Raw genomic sequence first — 19,796 nt, 5'->3', positions numbered from 1 at the left:
TCCCCGCTTCATGAGCGCCTCCCCCGCCCGGTCCACGCTAGACGGCCTGCATCACGCCCATGGGATGGGGGTGGGCGCGGTGCTGCCCGACTGGCCGCCCCTGACGGGGACGGAGGTGGCGGGCCTGCTGCGCCATTACCCCGATGTGGGTGCGGTGCGCGGCATCCTCAGCCACAGTCCGCGCCCCTTCTCCGCCGCCTCGGTGGTGGCGACGGCAGGTGGCGCGCGCGCGGCGGTGTTCGTGAAGCGCCACCATGCCCGGGTGCGGACCGCCGCCCAGCTGGAGGATGAGCACGCCTTCATGGACCATCTGCGCCGGCGCGGCGCGCCCCTGGGCGTGCAAATCTGCGACGTGCTGGCGACGGCGACCGGCGCCCGCGCCCTGACCCTGGGCGAGTGGACCTATGAGGTCCACGGCCTGGCGCCGGGCCTGGATCTCTACCGGGACGCCCTGTCCTGGACGCCCTTCCGCGACCTGGGCCATGCGCGCGCCGCCGGCACCGCCCTGGCCCGCCTGCACCAGGCCTCGGAAGGGTTCGACCGCCCGCATCGCCGGGGCCAGGCCCTGGTGTCGGGCTTCACCCTGTTTTCCAGCGATGACCCGCTGGCGGCCATGGCGGACTATGTGGCGGCCCGGCCGGCGTTGGCCGATTACCTGTCGACCCGCCCCTGGCGGCGCGACACCCAGCGCCTGCTGCTGCCCTTCCATGACGCGCTGCGGCCGCACCTGGACCGGTTGCCCAGCCTGTGGACGCACAACGACCCGCACGCGTCCAACCTCACCTGGACGGATGCCGGTCCCACGGCCAACGTGGCGGCGGTGCTGGACTTCGGCCTGGCCGACCGCACCACGGCCCTCTATGACCTGGCCACGGCCATCGAGCGCAACACGGTGGAATGGCTGGCCCTGACGGAAGGGCGGCAGCCCACCGCGCACCACGACCAGGTAGCCGCGCTGATGGCGGGATACCATGCCGTCAGTCCCCTGGATGCGCCCCGGCGCCAGGCGCTGGCGGCCCTGCTGCCCCTGGTACATGCGGAATTCGCCCTGGCGGAGACCGACTATTTCCACGGTGTCACGCACTCGGCGGAGAACGCGGGCCTGGCGTACGAGGGCTATTTCCTGAGCCACGCCGCCTGGTTCCACGGGGCCGACGGCCAGGGCCTGCTGGCCTTCATCCGCGACCTGACCCTGTAACCCCGAACAGCGGCGCCCCTTCCCCCATGTCCCCCTTGGAAATCGTCGCCGTCATCGTCAGCGCGCTGGCCGTCTGGACCACCACCCGCCGGTCCTTGTGGTGTTGGCCCCTGGGCCTGGCCTCCGTCGCGCTCTATGGCGTGGTCTTCCTGGAGGCCAAGCTGTACTCCGACATGGTCTTGCAGGCCGTGTTCGGCGCCTTCCTGGTTTATGGCTGGGTGTGCTGGTGGCGGGGGGTGCGCGACGACGGCCAAGTGGTGGTGCGGCCCCTATCCGTTCGCGACGCCATCCTCGGCCTGGCGGCCGGCGGGGCCGCCAGCGTCGCCCTGGGCTTGGCCATGGCCCGCTGGACCGACGCCTCCCTGCCCTATCTGGATGCCACCCTTGCCGGCTTCAGCCTGGTGGCGCAGTACTGGACGGCGCGCAAGCACATCGAGAACTGGTGGCTGTGGATCGCCGTCGATGTGGTCTATGTCGCCATGTACGTGGTCAAGGACCTGTACCTGACCGCCGGCCTTTACGTCGCCTTCATCGTCCTGGCCATCCTGGGCCTGCGCAGCTGGCGGGTTGGGACGGAAGCACCAGCCGTGCAGCCTTTGTAACTTAAGTCTCGGACCAGCGGCATGGCCCCATGCCGCTGTAGGCTGCGACCGCAGCCGCCGGAGGTTTCCGGGGAACGCAGTGGACTGGAAACTGAGGACAAGCCCAGGCCGCGGATGCGGCCGCCCGGCGCCTGAGGGACGCCTAAATACTCCCCGCGACTTGATGCACGCCCACCACGCCGCGGAACAGGGCGGCCACGCGCTCGCTGTAGGCTGACGCGGTGTCGGGCAGCTGGATGTCCACCTCCAGCATGTCCTCGCCCGGCAGGTCGGCGCGGCGGCGGGCATAGACGTGAAGGGGCACAATGTCCAGGCGGGCCAGCGTGCCCATCAGACGGGACAGCAGGCCGGGGCTGGCGTCGGCCGCCACCGACAGCATGACGGGGCTGGCGTTCGACGGCGCGGCGGTGGCAACGGCGGCGGTCATACCCGGGTCTCCGGCAATCCTGCGACCGGCACGGCGGCCACGGCGACGGCGCGGCGCACGGCGGCCTCGGCCGCGTCCCCCTCATACCCGACGACGACGGCATGGGCCGTAGCCCAGGGCCGACCGGCGCGGCGGTCGGCTTCCCCCCGGTGACGGGCCACCGACAGGGCGTAGTCGATGGCGGCGTCCAGGCCGTCGGTATTCTCCAACGGGTCCAGACGGCTCCAGTCGAGGGTCACATCCACCGGGCCGGCGCGGTTCACGGCTAGGGCCACGAAGCCATCGCCGCTGCGCACCAGCGTCAGGGTGGGATGCAGGACGGCATAGTCGGCAGGGGAGCAATCCAGGGGGGGCATGGTGGCGGCTCTTCACAAATCGTGTTCCGATGAGGGCAACAATAGCGGCCAAAGCGCGCATAGTCTTTGCGAAGACTGTTCGAAATCGCCATCATCAACATGACTCATGTTTTAATGTAGCGATATGGAGATGGATCATGCGGCACAAGCTGGACGGGCTGGATTGGAAGATCCTCGACGTGCTGCAACAGGATGGCGCCGCCTCGGCCGCCGACGTGGGCGACAAGGTGGGGCTGTCGCAATCGCCGTGCTGGCGCCGCATCCAGCGGCTGGAGGAAACGGGGCTGATCCGCCAGCGCGTGGCCCTGCTGGACCGGCGGGAGCTGGGCCTGAACTTCCTGGTCTTCGCCCATGTGAAGCTGGAGGCGCACGCCGGCGACAGCCTGGACGCCTTCCGCCGCGCCATCGCCGACATACCGGAGGTGCTGGAGTGCTTCGTGCTGATGGGCCAGGTGGATTTCCTGCTGCGCATCGTCGCCAAAGACGTCGAGGCCTATGAAGCCCTGTTCTTCAAGAAGCTGTCGCAGTTGCCCGGCGTGCGCGAAATAAATTCGATGATGGCAGTGTCGACCGTCAAGGAGACGACTGCACTGCCGTTGGGGCAGCTGCGCGCTGAATTGGGGTAGTCCAGGCAGGGGACCTTGACCATCTGACCGGGCAATTCCCCCCGCCGGGCGTGCCCACACCATGACCCCCACCCGCCGCACCATCCTGTCGCTCTTGCTGGCGCTGTCCGCCAGTGGCATGGCGTCGGGTATCGCGGCGGCGCAGACGGCGCCCCAGCCCATCCGCGTGCTGGTGCCGGAACTGCCGGTGCTGGGGGAGCGGGGCGCCGACGGCCAGGCCAGGGGGCTGGTGGTGGAGCAGGCGCAGGCCATCCTGGACCGCGCGGGCATCCGCGCCACCGTCGAGCTGCTGCCGGTGGTGCGCGTCTATGCCGAGCTGGCGCGGGAACGGCCACCGGGCGGTCCCAAGGTCTATGGCATGGTCGCCGTGCCCATCCGCGACCCGTACCGGGCCATCGTGCCCCTGGCCCTGACCATGGAGACGCAGCTGGTGGCGGTGGCGCGGCAGGGTGTGACGCTGGCGAAGCCCGATGACCTGCGGACGGTGGGCCCGGTGGCCGTGACGGCCACGGGCACCCAGGCCCTGATCCCGGTCATCCAGCAATACGGGATCACCGTGCAGACAGTGCCGTCCACGCTGAACGGCCTGCGCATGATGGCCCACGGCCGGGTGAACGCCGTGATGGGCATCTCCTCCGTCATCGACGTGGTGGCGCGGGAAAACAACCTGACCGACCAGCTGGGCGACCGCGTGCAGGTCAGCGCCATGGAGGCCTGGTTGTCCTGCGACCCCGCCACCCGCGACGCCCCCGAAACCGCGATCCTGCGGGACGCGGCTGAGGCCCTGTACCGTGAAGGCCGGCTGGACGCGATCGCCCGCCAGCATTTCCAGAAGGCGGCTACGGGGAGCTAGGGCGCCGCTTTCCCAGGCGCCCAAAGATGCCCCTCAAAGATCAAGGGCGACGGGGTCGCCCCCGCCGCCCTCAACCTTCGACGTGGAACAGCCGCTTACGCCTCGCTGGCGGGCTTCTCGCCCATCAGCGCCGCCTGCGCCGCCGCCAGGCGGGCGATGGGTACGCGATAGGGGGAGCAGGAGACGTAGCTGAGCCCCACCTTCTCACAGAAGTAGACGGAGGCCGGGTCGCCGCCGTGCTCGCCACAGATGCCCAGCTTGATCTCCGGACGGGTCTTGCGGCCCCGTTCGGCGGCAATGGACACCAGCTCGCCCACGCCCTCGGTGTCCAGGGTCACGAAGGGGTCGTGCTCGAAGATGCCGGCCCGCTGGTAGTCGGGCAGGAAGCTGGCGGCGTCGTCGCGGCTGATGCCGAACGTCGTCTGCGTCAGGTCGTTGGTGCCGAAGCTGAAGAACTCGGCTGACTGGGCGATCTCCGCCGCCCGCAAGGCCGCGCGCGGCAGCTCGATCATGGTGCCGACCAGATAGTCGATCTGCACGCCGGAGGACTGCTTCACCTCGCCCGCCACCCGGTCAATGACGGCCTTCAGGATGTCCAGTTCCTTCTTGGTGCCGACCAGGGGGATCATGATCTCCGGGATCACTGTCTGGCCGGCCTTGCCCACCTCGACCGCCGCCTCGAAGATGGCGCGGGCCTGCATCTCATAGATTTCGGGGTAGGAGATGCCCAGGCGGCAGCCGCGATGGCCCAGCATGGGGTTGGCCTCGTGCAGCTGCAGGGCGCGGTGGCGCACCCGCTGGATGTCCGTGCCGGCGGCCTTGGCCACCTCGTCCATCTCTTCCTCGCTGTTGGGCAGGAACTCGTGCAGCGGCGGGTCCAGCAGGCGGATGGTGACCGGCAGGCCGGCCATGATGCGGAACAGCTCCACGAAATCCTGGCGCTGCATGGGCGCGATCTTGGCCAGGGCGGCGCGGCGGCCGGCCTCGGTCTCCGCCACGATCATCTCGCGCACGGCCACGATGCGCTCGGTATCGAAGAACATGTGCTCGGTCCGGCACAGGCCGATACCCTCGGCCCCGAACTTCACCGCCGTGCGGGCGTCCAGCGGGGTTTCCGCGTTGGTGCGCACCTTCATGCGGCGGAAGCGATCGGCCCAGCCCATGAGGGTGGCGAAGTCGCCGGACAGTTCCGGCTGTATGGTGGGCACGTGGCCCAGCATGACCTCGCCCGTCGATCCGTCGATGGTGATGACGTCGCCGGCGGCGATCTTCTCGCCCCGCACGGTCATGACCCCGGTCTTGTAGTCGATGCGTAGCTCACCCGCACCCGACACGCAGGACCGGCCCATGCCGCGCGCCACCACGGCCGCGTGGCTGGTCATGCCGCCGCGGGTGGTCAGGATGCCCGCGGCGGCGTGCATGCCGTGGATATCCTCGGGGCTGGTCTCCACGCGGCAGAGGATGACCGCCTCGCCCATCTGGGACTGGCGCTCCGCCTCGTCCGCCGAGAACACCACCTTGCCGCAGGCGGCACCCGGGCTGGCCGGCAGGCCCTTGGCGATGATCTTGCGCTCGGCCTTGGGGTCCAGGGTCGGGTGCAGTAGCTGGTCCAGCGACTTGGGCTCGATGCGGCGCACGGCCTCGGCCTCGTCGATCAGGCCTTCCCGCGCCATGTCCACGGCGATCTTCAGCGCGGCGGCGGTGGTGCGCTTACCATTTCGGGTCTGCAGCATGTACAGCTTCTTCTGCTGCACCGTGAACTCGATGTCCTGCATGTCGCGGTAGTGCCGCTCCAGCTTCAGGCGCACCGCGTCCAGCTGCTGGAACACCTCCGGCATGCTCTCTTCCATGGCCGGCAGGTCTGAGCCGTTGGCCTGGCGGCCGGCGACGGTCAGGTGCTGCGGCGTGCGGATGCCGGCCACCACATCCTCGCCCTGGGCGTTGATGAGGTATTCGCCGTAGAAGGCGTTCTCACCCGTGGACGGGTTGCGGGTGAAGGCCACGCCGGTGGCGCAGTCGTCGCCCATGTTGCCGAACACCATGGCCTGGACGTTGACCGCCGTGCCCCAGCTGGCCGGAATGTCGTGCAGCTTGCGGTAGGTGATGGCACGCTGGTTCATCCAGCTGCCGAAGACGGCGCCGATGGCGCCCCACAGCTGTTCCTGCACATCCTGCGGGAAGGGGCGGCCCAGGGCTTCCTGCACCACCTCCTTGTAGCCCTCGATCACCGTCTGCCAGTCGCCGGCTTCCAGGTCGGTGTCGTAGTTCAGGCCCCGGTCGCGCTTGTGGCTGTCCAGGATCTCTTCGAAATGATGGTGGTCCACGTCCAGGACGACGTTGCCGTACATCTGGATGAAGCGGCGGTAGCTGTCGTAGGCGAAGCGTTCGTCGCCGGCGCGCTTGGCCAGGCCCCGGACGGTGACGTCGTTCAGGCCCAGGTTCAGCACCGTGTCCATCATGCCGGGCATGGAGGCGCGGGCGCCGGAGCGCACGGAGACCAGCAGCGGGTTCCCGGCATCGCCGAAGGTGGCGCCGATGATGCCCTCCACCGCCTTCAGGCCGGCGGCCACCTGGTCCTTCAGTTCGGCCGGATACTGGCGGCCGTTGTCATAGAACCAGGTGCAGACCTCGGTGGTGATGGTGAAACCGGGCGGCACGGGCAATCCCAGATTGCTCATCTCCGCCAGGTTGGCACCCTTGCCACCCAGAAGGTTCTTCATCTCGGCCCGGCCCTCGGCCTTGCCATCACCGAAGCTGTACACCCACTTGGACACGCTCATGGTTCCTCACCCGATGAGTTCGGCGGAGCCGCGGCCGGTTCACTCATGGGCCGCCGCTCGCCAGTTTCCCCGAAGTTTTCACTGCGATTTGTGTTTTTTCAGGATCCGGTCAAGCCGGGCCCCATTTTGTCACGCGTACTGAAATCAAAGCCTTGCAGACTATCCAGGCCAACGGAAGGGCCAAGATTGTGACCGCACCCACGGTCCCGGGCACCAAACGAAAACGGGGGCCGGTTTCCCGGCCCCCGCGACTCAACCCTCGATGACCGAGAAGTCCGCCACATGGTTCAACGTGCGGCGGATACCGGCCAGCAGACGCAGCCGGTTGGCCCGCAAGGCAGGATCGTCGGCGTTCACCGTCACCTTGTCGAAGAAGGCGTCCACCGGGCCGCGCAAGCTGGCCAGGGCCGCCATGGTGCCCACGTAGTCCTCGGCGGCCAGCGCTGGCTCCGACGCCGTGCGCGCGGCATCCAGCACCGCCGCCAGGGCCTTTTCCTCATCCACCTGCAGCAAGGCCGCGTCCGGCACGCCGTCATGGGCGTGGCCGTCCTTCTTCTCCTCGATACGCAGGATGTTGGCGGCGCGGCGGAAGGCGGCCAGCAGGTTGGCGCCGTCGTCGGTGTTGACGAAGCCGGCCAGCGCGTCCACGCGGGCCAGCAGGCGGACCAGGTCGCCCTCCGCCCGGCCGGCGAGCGCGGCGGCGATCAGGTCGTGGCGCACGCCCTTCTCGCGCAGGGCCACCACCAGGCGGTCGGCGAAGAAGGCCAGCAGCTCGCCATCCAGGGCGGCATTGTCCAGGGCCAGCTGGCCGCGCGCCACCAGGAACAGGTCGCCGAGGTCCAGGCGCAGGCCGTTTTCCACCACCAGGCGGATGACGCCCAGGGCGGCACGGCGCAGGGCGTACGGATCGCGGGACCCCGTGGGCTTCTCATCGATGCCGAAGAACGCCACCAGGGTGTCGATCTTGTCGGCCAGCGCCACCGCCACGGAGACGGGGGCGGTGGGGCAGCTGTCGCTGGGGCCCAGGGGCTTGTAATGGTCGGCGATGGCCTCGGCCACGGCGGCGTTCTCGCCCTGCTCATAGGCGATATAGCGGCCGACGACGCCCTGCACCTCGGGGAACTCGCCCACCAGGCCGGTCACCAGGTCGGCCTTGGCCAGGCGGGCGGCGCGGCGGGTGGCGTCCACGTCGGCGTGGATGGCCCGCGCGATGACCGCCGCCAGGCCCTCCACCCGGTGGACCTTGGCCGCGGTGGTGCCCAGCTTGGCATGGAAGGTGATCTCGGCCAGCTTCTTGGCCTGGTCTTCCAGCGGCACCTTGCGGTCCAGGTCCCAGAAGAACTTGGCGTCCGACAGGCGGGCGCGTAGCACGCGCTCATTACCGGCCACCACGGCCTTGCCGCCGTCCTCGGTGGTGCGGTTGGCCATCAGGATGAAGCGCGGCGCCAGCTTGCCGTCATTCGTTTCCAGGGCGAAATAGCGCTGGTGCGTGCGCATGGAGGTGGTCAGCACCTCCGCCGGCACGTCCATGAAGGCCTGGTCGATGGTGCCGATCAGGCCCACCGGCCATTCCACCAGGCCCGCCACCTCTTCCAGCAGGCCGGGATCATCGCGCAGGGTAAGGCCCTCGGCGGCGGCCAGCCTGTTGGCCTGTTCCAGGATGCGGGCCTTGCGCGCCTCGCGGTCCAGCACGACGAAGGCGCCGGCCAGCTTCTGCTGGTAATCGGCGAAGTCGGTGATGGTCAGCACGTCAGGCGCCAGGAAGCGGTGGCCGCGCGTGGTGTTGCCGTAAGGCAGGGTGACGGCCGTGGGCTCGCCACCCAGGCAGACGTTGCCCTCCGACGCCTCGGGCGCCGGCTCGGCCGTCTTCAGGGTGAGATAGCCCGGCACCACGGCGCCGTCGAACAGCGCCAGGATGGACTGCAGCGGCCGCACCCAGCGGAAGGTGTTGTTGCCCCAGCGCATGGATTTGGGCCAGGGCAGCTCGCGGATGGCGGCGTCGATGATGCCCGGCAGGGCGTCGACCGTGGCCCCGCCCGGCTTTTCCACCACGGCGAACCAGAACACGCCCTTGCCCGTGTCGCGCTGTTCGCATTGGTCCAGGCTGGTGAGGCCGGCGCCACGCAGGAAGCCCTGGACGGCCGCGTCGGGGGAACCGACGCGCGGGCCCTTGCGCTCATCCCGCACGTCGGCCTGGCGCACCGGCAGGCCGGTGACAGCCAGGGTCAGGCGGCGCGGGGTGGAATGGGCGATGGCGTCGGTGAAGGCCAGACCGGCATCCGCCAGCTTGGTGGTCACCAGGCGCTTGAAGTCATCGGCCGCGCGCACCTGCATGCGGGCGGGGATTTCCTCGGAAAACAGCTCGATCAGCAGCTCGGCCATGGCTCAGGCCCCCTTACCGGAAACGGGCCCAGGCAGGGTCCAGTCCACCTTCTTGTCGCCCTTGACCCACTCTTCGCAGCAGGCCTTGGCCAGGTTGCGGACGCGCAGGATGTAGCTCTGCCGCTCCACCACCGAGATGACGCCGCGCGCGTCCAGCAGGTTGAAGTTGTGCGAGGCCTTGACGCACTGCTCGTACGCCGGCCAGGCCAGGCCGCGCTTCAGCAGCTCGGCGCACTCATGCTCCGCGTCCTCGAAATGGCGCAGCAGCATGGCGGTGTCGGCGGCCTCGAAGTTATAGGCGCTCTGTTCCCGCTCATTGCGGTGATAGACGTCGCCGTACTTCACGCCCTGGCCGTTGAAGTCCAGGTCGTACACGTTCTCGACGTTCTGGATGTACATGGCCAGGCGTTCCAGGCCGTAGGTCAGCTCCGCCGCCACCACCTCGCACTCGATGCCGCCCACCTGCTGGAAATAGGTGAACTGCGTCACCTCCATGCCGTCGCACCACACTTCCCAGCCCAGGCCCCAGGCGCCCAGCGTGGGGCTTTCCCAGTCGTCCTCGACGAAGCGGATGTCGTGCTGCGCCGGGTCGATGCCCACGCGGCGCAGGCTTTCCAGGTAAATCTCCTGCACGTTGGCCGGCGAGGGCTTCAGGATCACCTGGTACTGGTGATGCTGGTGCAGGCGGTTGGGGTTCTCGCCATAGCGGCCGTCCTTGGGCCGGCGCGACGGCTGCACGAAGGCGGCCTTCCACGGCGTGGCGCCCAGGGCGCGCAAGGTGGTGGAGGGGTGGAAGGTGCCGGCCCCCATCTCCATGTCATAAGGCTGGAGGATCAGGGCCCCTTGCTCCGACCAGAACTGGTGGAGCGTCAGGATAAGTCCCTGGAAACTGAGCTTCGCCGCGCCTGAGGCCGCCATTGCCTGACCGTCTTCACCCTGGAAGGGCGGAAAAGGAACTTTTGGGCTTCGAAAACCCGTCCTCCCCGGCCCTTTGTTGCGTTGCGGCGCACCTTACAAGGCGGGCGAACCCCAAATCAAGGCGGCGACCGGCGCGTTTCCCGCATGTGCGCCCCGTTTTGACGCGGGTGTGGCACGCGTGTTCCGCAAGGGAACGGGGCGCACCGCCGCTTGATCCCGCTCAAAGCGGCGGAACCGCCGGGGGGCCTATGCTTTTCCCCCAAGAGAGCCCGCCGCACCGGGTCCCGCCTTTCCGCAATCAGGGAGTCTGCCCCCATGGACGACCAGACCGAGACGCTCGCCTTCCTGGCCCATCCGGAATCCTTCGGGGCCCGTGGCCGGGTGGAGCGTATCGACACCCACATCTCCCACGTCTTCCTGGCCGGCGACCGGGCCTACAAGCTGAAGCGCGCCGTGCGCTATTCCTATCTGGATTATTCCACGGTGGAACGGCGGCGGCATTTCTGCCTGGCGGAGCTGGCGGTCAACCGCCGCTTCGCCCCCAACCTGTACCTGGGCCTGCGCCCCGTCCTGCACACGCCCGACGGCCTGACCCTGGGGCCGGAATGGGCGGCGGGGGAGGATGAGCCGCCCCTGCCGCCCGATCAGGTGGTGGATTGGCTGCTGGTCATGCGCCGCTTCGACCAGGACGCCCTGCTGGACCGCATGGCGACGCAGGGCCGGCTGACGCCGCAGCTGATGCTGGACCTGGCCGACCGCCTGGCCCGCCTGCACCGGGCGCAGCCCGGCCGCACGGAGGGCGGCGGGGCCCAGGGCCTGGCTGAAGCCATCGCCATCACCCGCGCCAACCTGAAGCCGGGCGACGCCTTCTCGGCCGCCGACATCCGCGTCTGGAACACCAAGGTGCAGGCGGCCCTGTTGGCGCAAGGCGGCCTGCTGGACGCGCGGCGGGACGCGGGCCGGGTGCGCGACTGCCATGGCGACCTGCACCTAGGCAACGTCTGCCTGGTGGACGGCACGCCCACCCCCTTCGACGCCATCGAGTTCGACCCCGCGCTCGCCTGCACGGACGTGCTGTACGACCTGGCCTTCCTGCTGATGGACCTGTGTTTCCGCGACCGCGCGGACCTGGCCAGCCTGGTGCTGAACCGCTACCTGGACGTGACGGGGGAGGATATGGCGGGACGGGAGGGCCAGGCCCTGGGCGGGCTGCCGGCCCTGCCCCTGTTCCTGTCGGTGCGCGCGGCGGTGCGGGCCCAGGTGACGGCAGCGGCCGCCCGGCGCCAGACCACGCCCACGCAGAAGACCGCCGGGGCGGTGGAGGCCAACCGTTACCTGCAGCTGGCGCTGGACTTCCTGCGCCGCGACCGGCCGCGCGTGGTGGCGGTAGGCGGTTTCAGTGGCACGGGCAAGTCCACGCTGGCCCGGGCGCTGGCCCCCCTGCTAGGCACAGCCCCGGGCGCCCGCGTGCTGCGCACCGACGTCATCCGCAAGCAGCTGTTCGGGCTGGCGCCGGAGGAGCCGCTGACCAATGAGGCCTACAGCCCGGCCGTCAGCGCCGCCGTCTACGACCGCCTGCGCACCCAGGCCGCCGCTTGCCTGGCCGCCGGGCGCAGCGTCATCCTGGACGCGGTGTTCGCCGACCCCGCCGAACGCGCCCTGGCGGCGGACGTGGCGGCGCGGGCCCATGTCCGTTTCACCGGCCTGTGGTTGCAGGCGCCGGAGGCGGTGCTGGCGGAGCGGCTGCACCGGCGGAGCCAAGCGGCGGCCCGGGATGCATCGGACGCGGATATGCCCGTTTTGCTAAGCCAGATGCGCAAGGGCGCCGGCGAGGTGCGCTGGGCTATCCTGGACGCCGGTCCCACCCCGGCCACGGTGCTGCGCCAGGCGGAAGCCCTGCTGCTGCCCCCGGCGGGGGAGGCCGGCCGTCCCAGCGCGGGCCGTCCCACTGCGGGAACCCCAACGGGTCGCCCCAAGGCCGGCCGCATGATCGCGTCCCCTGGTCCCTTCCCTGGAATGAGGTAGCCTACGGTGGATCCCTACGCCTTGCTGGGCGTCGCCCGCGACGCCGATGAGAAAACCATCCGCAGCGCCTACCGCGCCCTGGCCAAGAAGCACCACCCGGACCTGAACCCGGGCAAGCCGGAGGCCGAGGCCAAGTTCAAGGAGATCGCCGCCGCCTACGCCCTGTTGTCGGACGCGGAGAAGCGCGCCCGCTTCGACCGGGGGGAGATCGATGCCACCGGGGCGGAGACGGCCCCACGCGGGTCCGCCGGCGGGGGCGGCTATTACCGCCAGTACGCCGGGGACGGGGGGCACGCCCGCTATTCCGCCGGTGCCGAAGACTTCGGCGGTTTCGACCACGACGACCTGGAAAGCCTGCTGCGCCGGGCCTTCAGCCAGGGCGGCGGCCCCGGGAATGCCCGCGCCGGTGGGTTTCCGCTGAAAGGCCAGGATGCGCACTATTCCCTGGCGGTGGATTTCCTGACCGCCGCCCGGGGCGCCACCCGCCGGCTGACCCTGCCCGACGGCCAGGTGCTGGACGTCACCATCCCCGCCGGCCTGAAGGACGGCCAGACGCTGCGCCTGGCGGGCAAGGGCGGGCCGGGCGTGAACGGCGGCCCCCACGGCGACGCCTTCGTGGAGGTGGCGGTCTCACCCCACCCGCTGTACCGCCGCGACGGCGACGACATCATCATAGAACTGCCGGTGACGCTGAAGGAGGCGGTGCTGGGCGCCAAGGTCAAGGTACCCACCATCCACGGCAGCGTCATGCTGGCCATCCCGCCCCGCTCCAGCAGCGGCACCCGCCTGCGCCTGAAGGGCCGGGGCATCCGCGCGGGCCACCAGGTGGTGGAGCTGAAGGTGGTGTTGCCGCCAGGGGAGGAGCCGGAGCTGGCAACCTTCCTGGAAGGCTGGAAGCCCCGGCATGACGCCCACCCGCGCGCCGGCCTGGCCGACCTGGACCGTGAGGGAGCTTGAGCCATGGGCACGCTGACCCTATTGACGCTGAAGGCCGTGTGCGCCCGTTTCCCCGAGGTGGGCGAGCAGGACATCCACTGGTGGGTGACGCAAGGCTGGGTGCGGCCCGACGGCCCCCCGACGCCGGAGCATGCCGCCGACTGGCGGTTCCACCCCGTGGATGTCGCCCGCGTGGGCCTGATCCGCGATTTGCGCCACGACATGGGCGTGGCAGACGACACCCTGCCCCTGGTGCTGTCGCTGATCGACCAGGTCTACAGCCTGCGCGCCGCCCTGCGCGGCGTGGCCGGCGTGCTGGACCGTCTGCCGCCCGAGGTGCGCCAAACGGTGCTGGCCGTCACGGAAGAGGTAGATCCGTCCGGTCCTTGACCCATCTCAAGGCTGCCGGCAGCCCGCCGGTATCTTCTGTCGGCGAACGAACGGCCACCGCCGTTTGCCCCGACAGGAAGGACCGTTTCGCATGTCTTTGCCCCGGACCATGAAGGCCGCCGTCGTCCACACCCTGGGTAAGCCCCTGGACATCCGCGAGGTCGCGGTGCCGGAAGTGGGCCCGGGCCAGATTCTGGTGCGCATCCAGGCCAGCGGCGTCTGCCACACCGACCTGCACGCCGCCGACGGTGACTGGCCGGTAAAGCCGCAGCCGCCCTTCATTCCCGGTCACGAGGGCGTGGGGTACGTCGCCGCCGTGGGCGCCGGTGTCACCAATGTAAAGGAAGGCGACCGCGTGGGCGTGCCCTGGCTCTACACCGCCTGCGGCCATTGCGAGCATTGCCTGACCGGGTGGGAGACGCTGTGCACCGCCCAGCAGAACACCGGCTATTCCGTCAACGGCGGCTATGCCGACTATGTGCTGGCCGACCCGAACTTCGTCGGCCACCTGCCGGACAACGTGGGCTTCGAGGAGATCGCCCCCATCCTGTGCGCCGGCGTCACCGTCTATAAGGGCCTGAAAGAGACGGAGGCGCGGCCCGGCCAGTGGGTCGCCATCTCCGGCATCGGCGGTCTGGGCCACGTGGCCGTGCAGTATGCCAAGGCCATGGGCCTGCACGTGGCCGCCATCGACGTCGCCGACGACAAGCTGGAACTGGCCCGGAAGCTGGGCGCCGACCTGACGGTGAACGCCCGCACGGAGGACCCGGCCAAGCGCCTGCACAGCGACATCGGCGGCGCCCATGGCGTGCTGGTCACCGCCGTCTCCCGCCCCGCCTTCACCCAGGCCGTGGGCATGAGCCGCCGCCACGGCACCGTGGCCCTGATCGGCCTGCCACCCGGCGAATTCGGCCTGCCCATCTTCGACGTCGTGCTGAACCGCATCACCGTGCGCGGCAGCATCGTCGGTACCCGCGCCGACCTGGCCGAGGCCCTGGCCTTCGCCGGCGAGGGCAAGGTGAAGGCGGAGGTGGAGGTCCAGCCTCTGGACGCCATCAACACCATCTTCGATCGCCTGCGCGCCGGCACGGTCAACGGCCGCGTGGTGGTAACGCTGTAGGCGTGAATGTCCGGCGGCGCTGGCGCCATCCGTCAGCGCCGCTGCGGGCACTCCGGCTTGCCGCAGGGGGTGGAGCCGCGCGCGACGTAGGCGCCACAGATGGCGCAGGCGTGCAAATCCTCGGCGGCGGGTTCCGGCGCCCGGGGGGCCCTGGCACCCGCCGCCCGCGCGGCGGGCGCCCCGCCGGCCATCTTGCGCCGTTGGGCCAAGGCGCCCCACTGATAGGCTTTCCACACCAGGACGACCAGCCCGACCAGGACCACCAGCTTCGCCAGCATCAACGGCTCCGCACGGCGGTGACAGGCTGGGAGAAAGGGGCGTGAGTCATGGATGGGTCGTCTTGGGACAATAGATCAGGCGGCGGAGATTAAGCCGCCGCAACCCGGGCGTCAAAGCGGCATGCGCCGCTAGGGGCGTCAAAGCGGCTGATCATCGCCGTCATAGCACGCCCAGCCGCGCCAGGCGGGACAGGGCGTCGGGCGGCATCACCACCTCGCCCGCCCAATGGGCGGCGAGCGCGCCCATCTCCTCCACCGAGGCCATGACGCCGCCGCCGGTGACGGCGGAGGCCAGGCGTTCCGGCAGGCGGATCTCGGGATCCAAAGTGGCACCGGTCACCAGGCTGTCAGCCAGCAGGGCCTGGTTCAGGCGGCGCACGCCGGGCAGGGCCGCCTGGATCTGGGCGTCGGCCAGGCAAGGTGCCAGCACATCGCCCGCCACCAGGATGGCCAGGGCCCGCAGCAGCCAGCCGGCGCTGTCGGGGCCCCAATCCGGCACCGTGCGGGCCAGATGCTCCACCAGGTCCGCCAGGGTGGCGGGCCCGCCGGCCAGCACCGCCAGCACCGGGTGGAACAGGCGCGAGACCTCCGGATCGGGCGGGCCCAAGGGCAGGGTGAAGTCCGGCAGGGCGGCGCCGGGCTCGCCCAGGGCCACCAGGCGCAGGGCGCCCAGGCGGGCCACGCGCTGGCGGGCGTCCAGGGCCAGCGGTCCGCGCACGAAGATGTCGCGGCGCAGCGGCTGGTTGGTGACGTAGTCCTTCACCGTTTCGGCCAGGGCACGGGTGGGGGCGGACGCCGCCATGTCCTGCTGCGCCCGGGTCATCATCAGGTCGGGGAAGTTCTCGACCCAGGCGGCGCTGCCGGCGTAGCTGAGCTTGGCCGCCTCCAGGTCGTCTGCCACCTGGGCATGGTAGGCCGGCTGCCAGCCGCTGTGCATGTATTCGTGCACCAGATAGGGCGCGGTGGCGCCGCGCAGGCGGTCCGCCCGGGCGCTGGCGGCGGCGTTGCCATTGAAATAGCCGGCCCCCTGGTTCAGCAGGTGCAGCAGCAGGTCGCGCGCCTGGTCGCCGGCGGCGGCCTTGGGGCCGGGCAGCGCCTGACCGTAGGCGTTCAGCAGGAACTGCACCGGCATGGCCGCCGCCCAGCCCGGCAGGCAGTTGTAGCTGAGATAGGCCGCGCCGCCGGGCTTCAGCCGCCGGGCGATGAGGCGGGCGATATGCCGCCGGCTCTCATCCCCCACCCAGGTGTAGACGCCGTGGAGGGCCACGTAGTCCAGAGGCGGCAGCAGGCCGGTCGCGTCGTTGGACCCATCGGCCACCAACTCGGCGAAGTCGGCCTCGATCAGGCGGATGTTGGCCAGGCCCGCGGCCTGGGCCAGGCGCTGGGCGCCGTGGATGTGGGTAGGGTTGAAGTCGACGGCGATGACCGTCATGTCCGGCCGGGCTGCGGCCAAGGCCAGGGCCGAGAGGCCGTGGCCGCAGCCCAGCTCCAGCCACACCGGGCCACGCTCCCCCGGTTGGGGCGGCGCCACACCCGCCAGCACCAGCGCGGTGTCCAGCCACAGGGGCGACAGCTCCCGGTACCAGCCCCGGGTATAGTCGATGTCGGAGGCGTAGCCCCGGGTCCAGTCGGTGGTCATGCGAAGGAAACTCTCAGCGCCTGAAACACGACTGATACGGCGCGGCCCTGGCGGCGGCAAGCCCGGCTTTAGGGGTGCGGACGCCGACCCAGCCCATGCCACAGCCCAGACCACAGCCCGCTGGCGAAGGCCGCCAGCTTGGGCAGGCGGTCGCGCTCCATCACCGCGATCTTGACGGCGGTGGAGGCGAGGATGCGCAGGGTCCAGCCGGTCAGCGCCGGCACGGCACGCCGGTGCAGCCGCCAGGTCCACAGCGCGTTGCGCGCCTGGAACCAGCGGCGGCGGGCGGCGTGATGGGTGATCGCCAGCGCCCGGCCGCCCGCCTGGACGTGGGTGACGGCGCCCAGCCGGTGGTCCACCAGGGCATCACGCACCGCCACCAGGCGGAAACCGGCACGGCGCAGGCGCAGGGCGTATTCCACATCCACCCAGTCGATGAAGAAATCGTCGCGCAGGGGGCCGCAGGCCCGCGCGGCCCGGGCGCTGACCAGACTGCCGGACGCGGGGGCCAACAGAAGGTCGGGCAGCAGCGGACCGTCGAGTCGACGCACCACGGTCCAGCGCCGGCCGTCGGGGCTGACCACCCAGGGCGAGTCGGGCCCGCCATCCGGTTCCACGTTACGTGCGGCCAGCAAGCCGGTGCCCGGCGGGGCGGCGACCAGCGCATCAGCGTAGGCGGCCCGCAGGCCGGGGCGCGGCACACTGTCCTGGTCCAGGAACAGCAGCCAGTCGGCCCCCTGCGCCAGGGCTTGATCCATCAGGCGGTTCTGCGCGGCCGCCAGACCGATATTGTCCGGATCCGTGAGCAGGACCGCGCCCGTCGCCGCCACCGCGTGGTCGACCCGCGCGTCGTCGCCGGCGTCCCGGCCCCGGTCCTGTTGGAACAGGAAGACGCGGTCGGCCGCGCCGGCGGCGGCGGCCAGGCAGGCGGCGAGGCCGTCATCGGGCCGGTAGGCCACGACCAGGGCCGCGATACGGCCGGGAAACGGGGCGGCGGGAGCAGGGGGCGGGGCGTCCATGGCCATCTTGGATAGCAGCCGGCCTTGGCCTTGGCGACACCCCTTCTAAGCTGCCAGCCACCGGAGGGAGGCACCCCGCATTGCCGCTTGACCCGGGGGCTGCCTGTCCCCCATGAATCGCCTGATAACGACATGGGCGGCCCCGATGGGATGGGGAACCGGCCGGTTGGGGGAGCGCCGATCAGTGCCGGGTTGAACCCGGGCGCGGGGTTGGCGCTTTGTTGTTTCTGGGGACCGGGGCGCCTGCGGGCGCCGACGGAACCGAAGCTGTTTTCCAAGAGGCGGGGCAACCGGCACGTGGATCAGAAGAACCCGGACCACCCCCCGGCAAGGGGATCGCAAGACGCGGTGGCCGCGCATGACCTGGAAGGGGCGCCCCTGGGCGCGCACCCCGGCAGCATGCACGTGCCCGGCACGGCCATAGACGCGGCCCCACCCCCGCCCACAAAACCCCTGCGCGGCCCCACGGGCATGGCGCTGGTCCGGGCGTTGAGCCGCATGGTGGCCCATGGCCAGTTCGCCGACGTGGCCAGCCGCCTGTGGCAGTCGCTGGCGCCCCGGTCGTTCTACCGCGCCTGGACCCTGCGCCGCGACGGCCCCCGCCGCACCGAGGCCGGCGAGATATCCGTGGCCCTGGCCCGCCTGCCCGCCCCACCCCGCGTCAGCCTGATCATGCTGGGGCCGGAGAACAGCGGCCTGAAGCCCGCCGCCTGGGCCATCGCGGTGCGCCGCACGGTCGACAGCCTGACCCGCCAGATCCACGACAATTGGGACCTGTGGCTGCCGGCCGACACCGCCACCGATTTCCGCGACCCGCGCGTGAGGCGCCGGGGCCCCGGCCTGCCCGTCCTGAGCCAGGTGGAGGGCGATACCGTCGCCCTGCTGTCGCCCGGCGACCTGCTGCCCCGCCATGCCCTGGCCTTGTGCGTGCTGGCCATGGCGCAGAACCCGGACACCCAGATCCTCTACACCGACGAGGAATGGACCGACCGCCTGGGCCACCCCCTGCGCCCGGTGCTGAAGCCCGCCTTCGATCCCGACCTGCTGTATGGGTCCAGCGGCGTCTATCCCGGCCAGCTGCTGTTGATGCGCACCGCCCTGGCGCGCCGGGCCATGGCGGTAGGCCAGCAGCCGGGCCAGCTGGATCGGTACCGCCTGCTGCTGGAGGCCACGCACCTGGCGGGGCGGGAGCACGTGCGCCACATGCCGCGCGTGCTGATGCGCCGCCGCCGGCCCCTGCCCGTGGGCGGGCTGCCGGCCCTGCAGTCCTTCCTGGCGACCTACCATCCGGGCGCGGTGGCCGAACCGGTGACGGAGAGGGACCCCAAGGGCGAGGGCCACACCGCCCGGCGCGTCATCTGGCCCCTGCCGGATCGCCAGCCCGTGGTCAGCCTGCTGATGCCCACCCGTGACCGGGTGGACCTGCTGCGTCCCTGTGTCGAGGCTATTCTGGGCGAGACGCGCTATCCCGCCTTCGAACTGCTGGTCATGGACCACGAGAGCCGCGACCCGGAGGCCCTGGCCTATCTGGAGTCGCTGCGCGACCGCCCGGGCGCCCGGGTCATCCCCCATCGCGGCCCCTTCAACTTCGCCGACATGATGAACCGCGCCGCCGTCACCGCCGCCGGTGAGGTGCTGGTGTTCCTGAACGACGACATGGAACCGCAGCACCCCGAATGGCTGCGCGAGCTGGTGTCGCAGGCCCTGCGCCCCGATATCGGCGCCGTGGGGCCCAAGGTGCTGTCGACCAACGGCACCATCATGCACGGCGGCATCGTCCTGGGCCTGGGCAACGGCCCGGGTGCGGCCCGCCTGGCCGGATCGCGCTTCGCCGGCCGGCCGGGCGATACCGTGGGCGACCTGGGCATCGGCCTGTGCGCCCACCGCGTCAGCGCCGTGGCCAGCGCCTGCATGGCCATCCGCCGCAGCTGCTTCGAGGCGGTGGGCGGCTTCGACGCCGACACCTTCCCCATCGCCTTCAACGACGTGGACATCTGCCTGCGCCTGGAACAGGCAGGCTACGCCACGCTGTGGACGCCCCACGCCGTCCTGACGGCGCTGGAACCCTATGCGTCCGACCGGCGGGAACGGGTGGAGCAGGAGCGCCTGGCCTTCCTGGAACGCTGGGGCGCCGCCATCGGCCACGACCGGTCCTGGAACCCCGGTCTGTCGCTGGACGGTCCGGAGGACTGGCTGGCCCTGCCCGGCCTGGTGCATGGGCCGGTGGTAAGGTAGTTGATTTAGAGC

General features: G+C 70.7%; 17 protein-coding genes. 9 read left to right on the top strand and 8 right to left on the bottom strand.

Features of this window, described 5'->3' with window-relative positions; all coding sequences use genetic code 11:
- Window positions 1-10 precede the first annotated feature (10 nt).
- Both FBZ88_RS16450 and pnuC read left to right on the top strand, forming a co-directional pair.
- The gene (locus FBZ88_RS16450) at window positions 11-1,198 is read left to right on the top strand and encodes a phosphotransferase enzyme family protein (protein ID WP_145618293.1); all 1,188 of its coding nucleotides are present in this window, start codon (window positions 11-13) and stop codon (window positions 1,196-1,198) included.
- Window positions 1,199-1,224: 26 nt separating this feature from the next.
- Window positions 1,225-1,800 (top strand): nicotinamide riboside transporter PnuC, encoded by a 576-nt coding sequence (gene pnuC / locus FBZ88_RS16445; protein WP_145618292.1) that lies wholly within the window; start codon window positions 1,225-1,227, stop codon window positions 1,798-1,800.
- Window positions 1,801-1,942: 142 nt separating this feature from the next.
- Here pnuC and FBZ88_RS16440 read toward each other — a convergent pair whose 3' ends face one another.
- Window positions 1,943-2,227 (bottom strand): hypothetical protein, encoded by a 285-nt coding sequence (locus tag FBZ88_RS16440; RefSeq protein ID WP_088873897.1) that lies wholly within the window; start codon window positions 2,225-2,227, stop codon window positions 1,943-1,945.
- Entirely contained in the window at window positions 2,224-2,583 is a 360-nt protein-coding gene (locus FBZ88_RS16435) for a hypothetical protein (protein WP_145608790.1), read from the bottom strand. Before FBZ88_RS16435 ends, FBZ88_RS16440 begins: the two co-directional genes overlap by 4 nt.
- A gap of 137 nt (window positions 2,584-2,720) precedes the next feature.
- Between FBZ88_RS16435 and FBZ88_RS16430 the strand changes: the two genes are divergently transcribed.
- Both FBZ88_RS16430 and FBZ88_RS16425 read left to right on the top strand, forming a co-directional pair.
- A complete protein-coding gene (locus tag FBZ88_RS16430) occupies window positions 2,721-3,209 on the top strand; it encodes an Lrp/AsnC family transcriptional regulator (RefSeq protein WP_088873899.1) in 489 nt (162 codons plus the stop codon).
- A gap of 61 nt (window positions 3,210-3,270) precedes the next feature.
- A complete protein-coding gene (locus tag FBZ88_RS16425) occupies window positions 3,271-4,062 on the top strand; it encodes a substrate-binding periplasmic protein (RefSeq protein ID WP_145618291.1) in 792 nt (263 codons plus the stop codon).
- A 95-nt stretch (window positions 4,063-4,157) separates the two neighbouring features.
- On the opposite strand, the gene ppdK is transcribed toward FBZ88_RS16425, so the two are convergent.
- The 3 genes from ppdK to FBZ88_RS16410 form a co-directional block, all read right to left on the bottom strand.
- A complete protein-coding gene (gene ppdK / locus FBZ88_RS16420) occupies window positions 4,158-6,842 on the bottom strand; it encodes a pyruvate, phosphate dikinase (RefSeq protein WP_186464441.1) in 2,685 nt (894 codons plus the stop codon).
- 252 nt (window positions 6,843-7,094) lie between these two features.
- Window positions 7,095-9,224: a glycine--tRNA ligase subunit beta gene (gene glyS, locus FBZ88_RS16415; protein WP_145618290.1), complete on the bottom strand. Its 2,130-nt coding sequence runs from the start codon at window positions 9,222-9,224 to the stop codon at window positions 7,095-7,097.
- 3 nt (window positions 9,225-9,227) lie between these two features.
- Window positions 9,228-10,142, bottom strand: a complete 915-nt coding sequence (locus tag FBZ88_RS16410; RefSeq protein ID WP_050898121.1) for a glycine--tRNA ligase subunit alpha — start codon at window positions 10,140-10,142, stop codon at window positions 9,228-9,230.
- 315 nt (window positions 10,143-10,457) lie between these two features.
- Between FBZ88_RS16410 and FBZ88_RS16405 the strand changes: the two genes are divergently transcribed.
- The 4 genes from FBZ88_RS16405 (at window position 10,458) to adhP (ending at window position 14,613) form a co-directional block, all read left to right on the top strand.
- Window positions 10,458-12,167 (top strand): bifunctional aminoglycoside phosphotransferase/ATP-binding protein, encoded by a 1,710-nt coding sequence (locus FBZ88_RS16405; RefSeq protein WP_145618289.1) that lies wholly within the window; start codon window positions 10,458-10,460, stop codon window positions 12,165-12,167.
- A gap of 6 nt (window positions 12,168-12,173) precedes the next feature.
- On the top strand, window positions 12,174-13,124 hold the full coding sequence (locus FBZ88_RS16400) for a DnaJ C-terminal domain-containing protein (protein WP_145618288.1): 951 nt from the start codon (window positions 12,174-12,176) through the stop codon (window positions 13,122-13,124).
- Window positions 13,125-13,127: 3 nt separating this feature from the next.
- Window positions 13,128-13,493: a chaperone modulator CbpM gene (locus tag FBZ88_RS16395; protein ID WP_145618287.1), complete on the top strand. Its 366-nt coding sequence runs from the start codon at window positions 13,128-13,130 to the stop codon at window positions 13,491-13,493.
- A 91-nt stretch (window positions 13,494-13,584) separates the two neighbouring features.
- Window positions 13,585-14,613, top strand: coding sequence for an alcohol dehydrogenase AdhP (gene adhP / locus FBZ88_RS16390; protein ID WP_145618286.1), 1,029 nt, complete (start codon window positions 13,585-13,587; stop codon window positions 14,611-14,613).
- Between the two features lie 32 nt (window positions 14,614-14,645).
- Here the strand turns inward: adhP and FBZ88_RS16385 are convergent, their stop codons facing one another.
- The 3 genes from FBZ88_RS16385 to FBZ88_RS16375 form a co-directional block, all read right to left on the bottom strand.
- Window positions 14,646-14,891 (bottom strand): hypothetical protein, encoded by a 246-nt coding sequence (locus FBZ88_RS16385; protein WP_145618285.1) that lies wholly within the window; start codon window positions 14,889-14,891, stop codon window positions 14,646-14,648.
- A gap of 160 nt (window positions 14,892-15,051) precedes the next feature.
- Window positions 15,052-16,530, bottom strand: coding sequence for a methyltransferase regulatory domain-containing protein (locus tag FBZ88_RS16380; RefSeq protein ID WP_145618284.1), 1,479 nt, complete (start codon window positions 16,528-16,530; stop codon window positions 15,052-15,054).
- 68 nt (window positions 16,531-16,598) lie between these two features.
- Window positions 16,599-17,555, bottom strand: a complete 957-nt coding sequence (locus tag FBZ88_RS16375) for a glycosyltransferase family protein (protein ID WP_145618283.1) — start codon at window positions 17,553-17,555, stop codon at window positions 16,599-16,601.
- Window positions 17,556-17,897: 342 nt separating this feature from the next.
- On the opposite strand from FBZ88_RS16375, the gene FBZ88_RS16370 reads away from it, so the two are divergent.
- Window positions 17,898-19,784, top strand: coding sequence for a glycosyltransferase (locus tag FBZ88_RS16370; RefSeq protein WP_145618282.1), 1,887 nt, complete (start codon window positions 17,898-17,900; stop codon window positions 19,782-19,784).
- Window positions 19,785-19,796 lie beyond the last annotated feature (12 nt).

It is taken from the genome of Nitrospirillum bahiense, assembly GCF_007828025.1.
Classification (GTDB): domain Bacteria; phylum Pseudomonadota; class Alphaproteobacteria; order Azospirillales; family Azospirillaceae; genus Nitrospirillum; species Nitrospirillum amazonense.
Note: the sequence above shows the minus strand (reverse complement) of the source record. Positions and strands in the feature narration are given on the sequence as shown.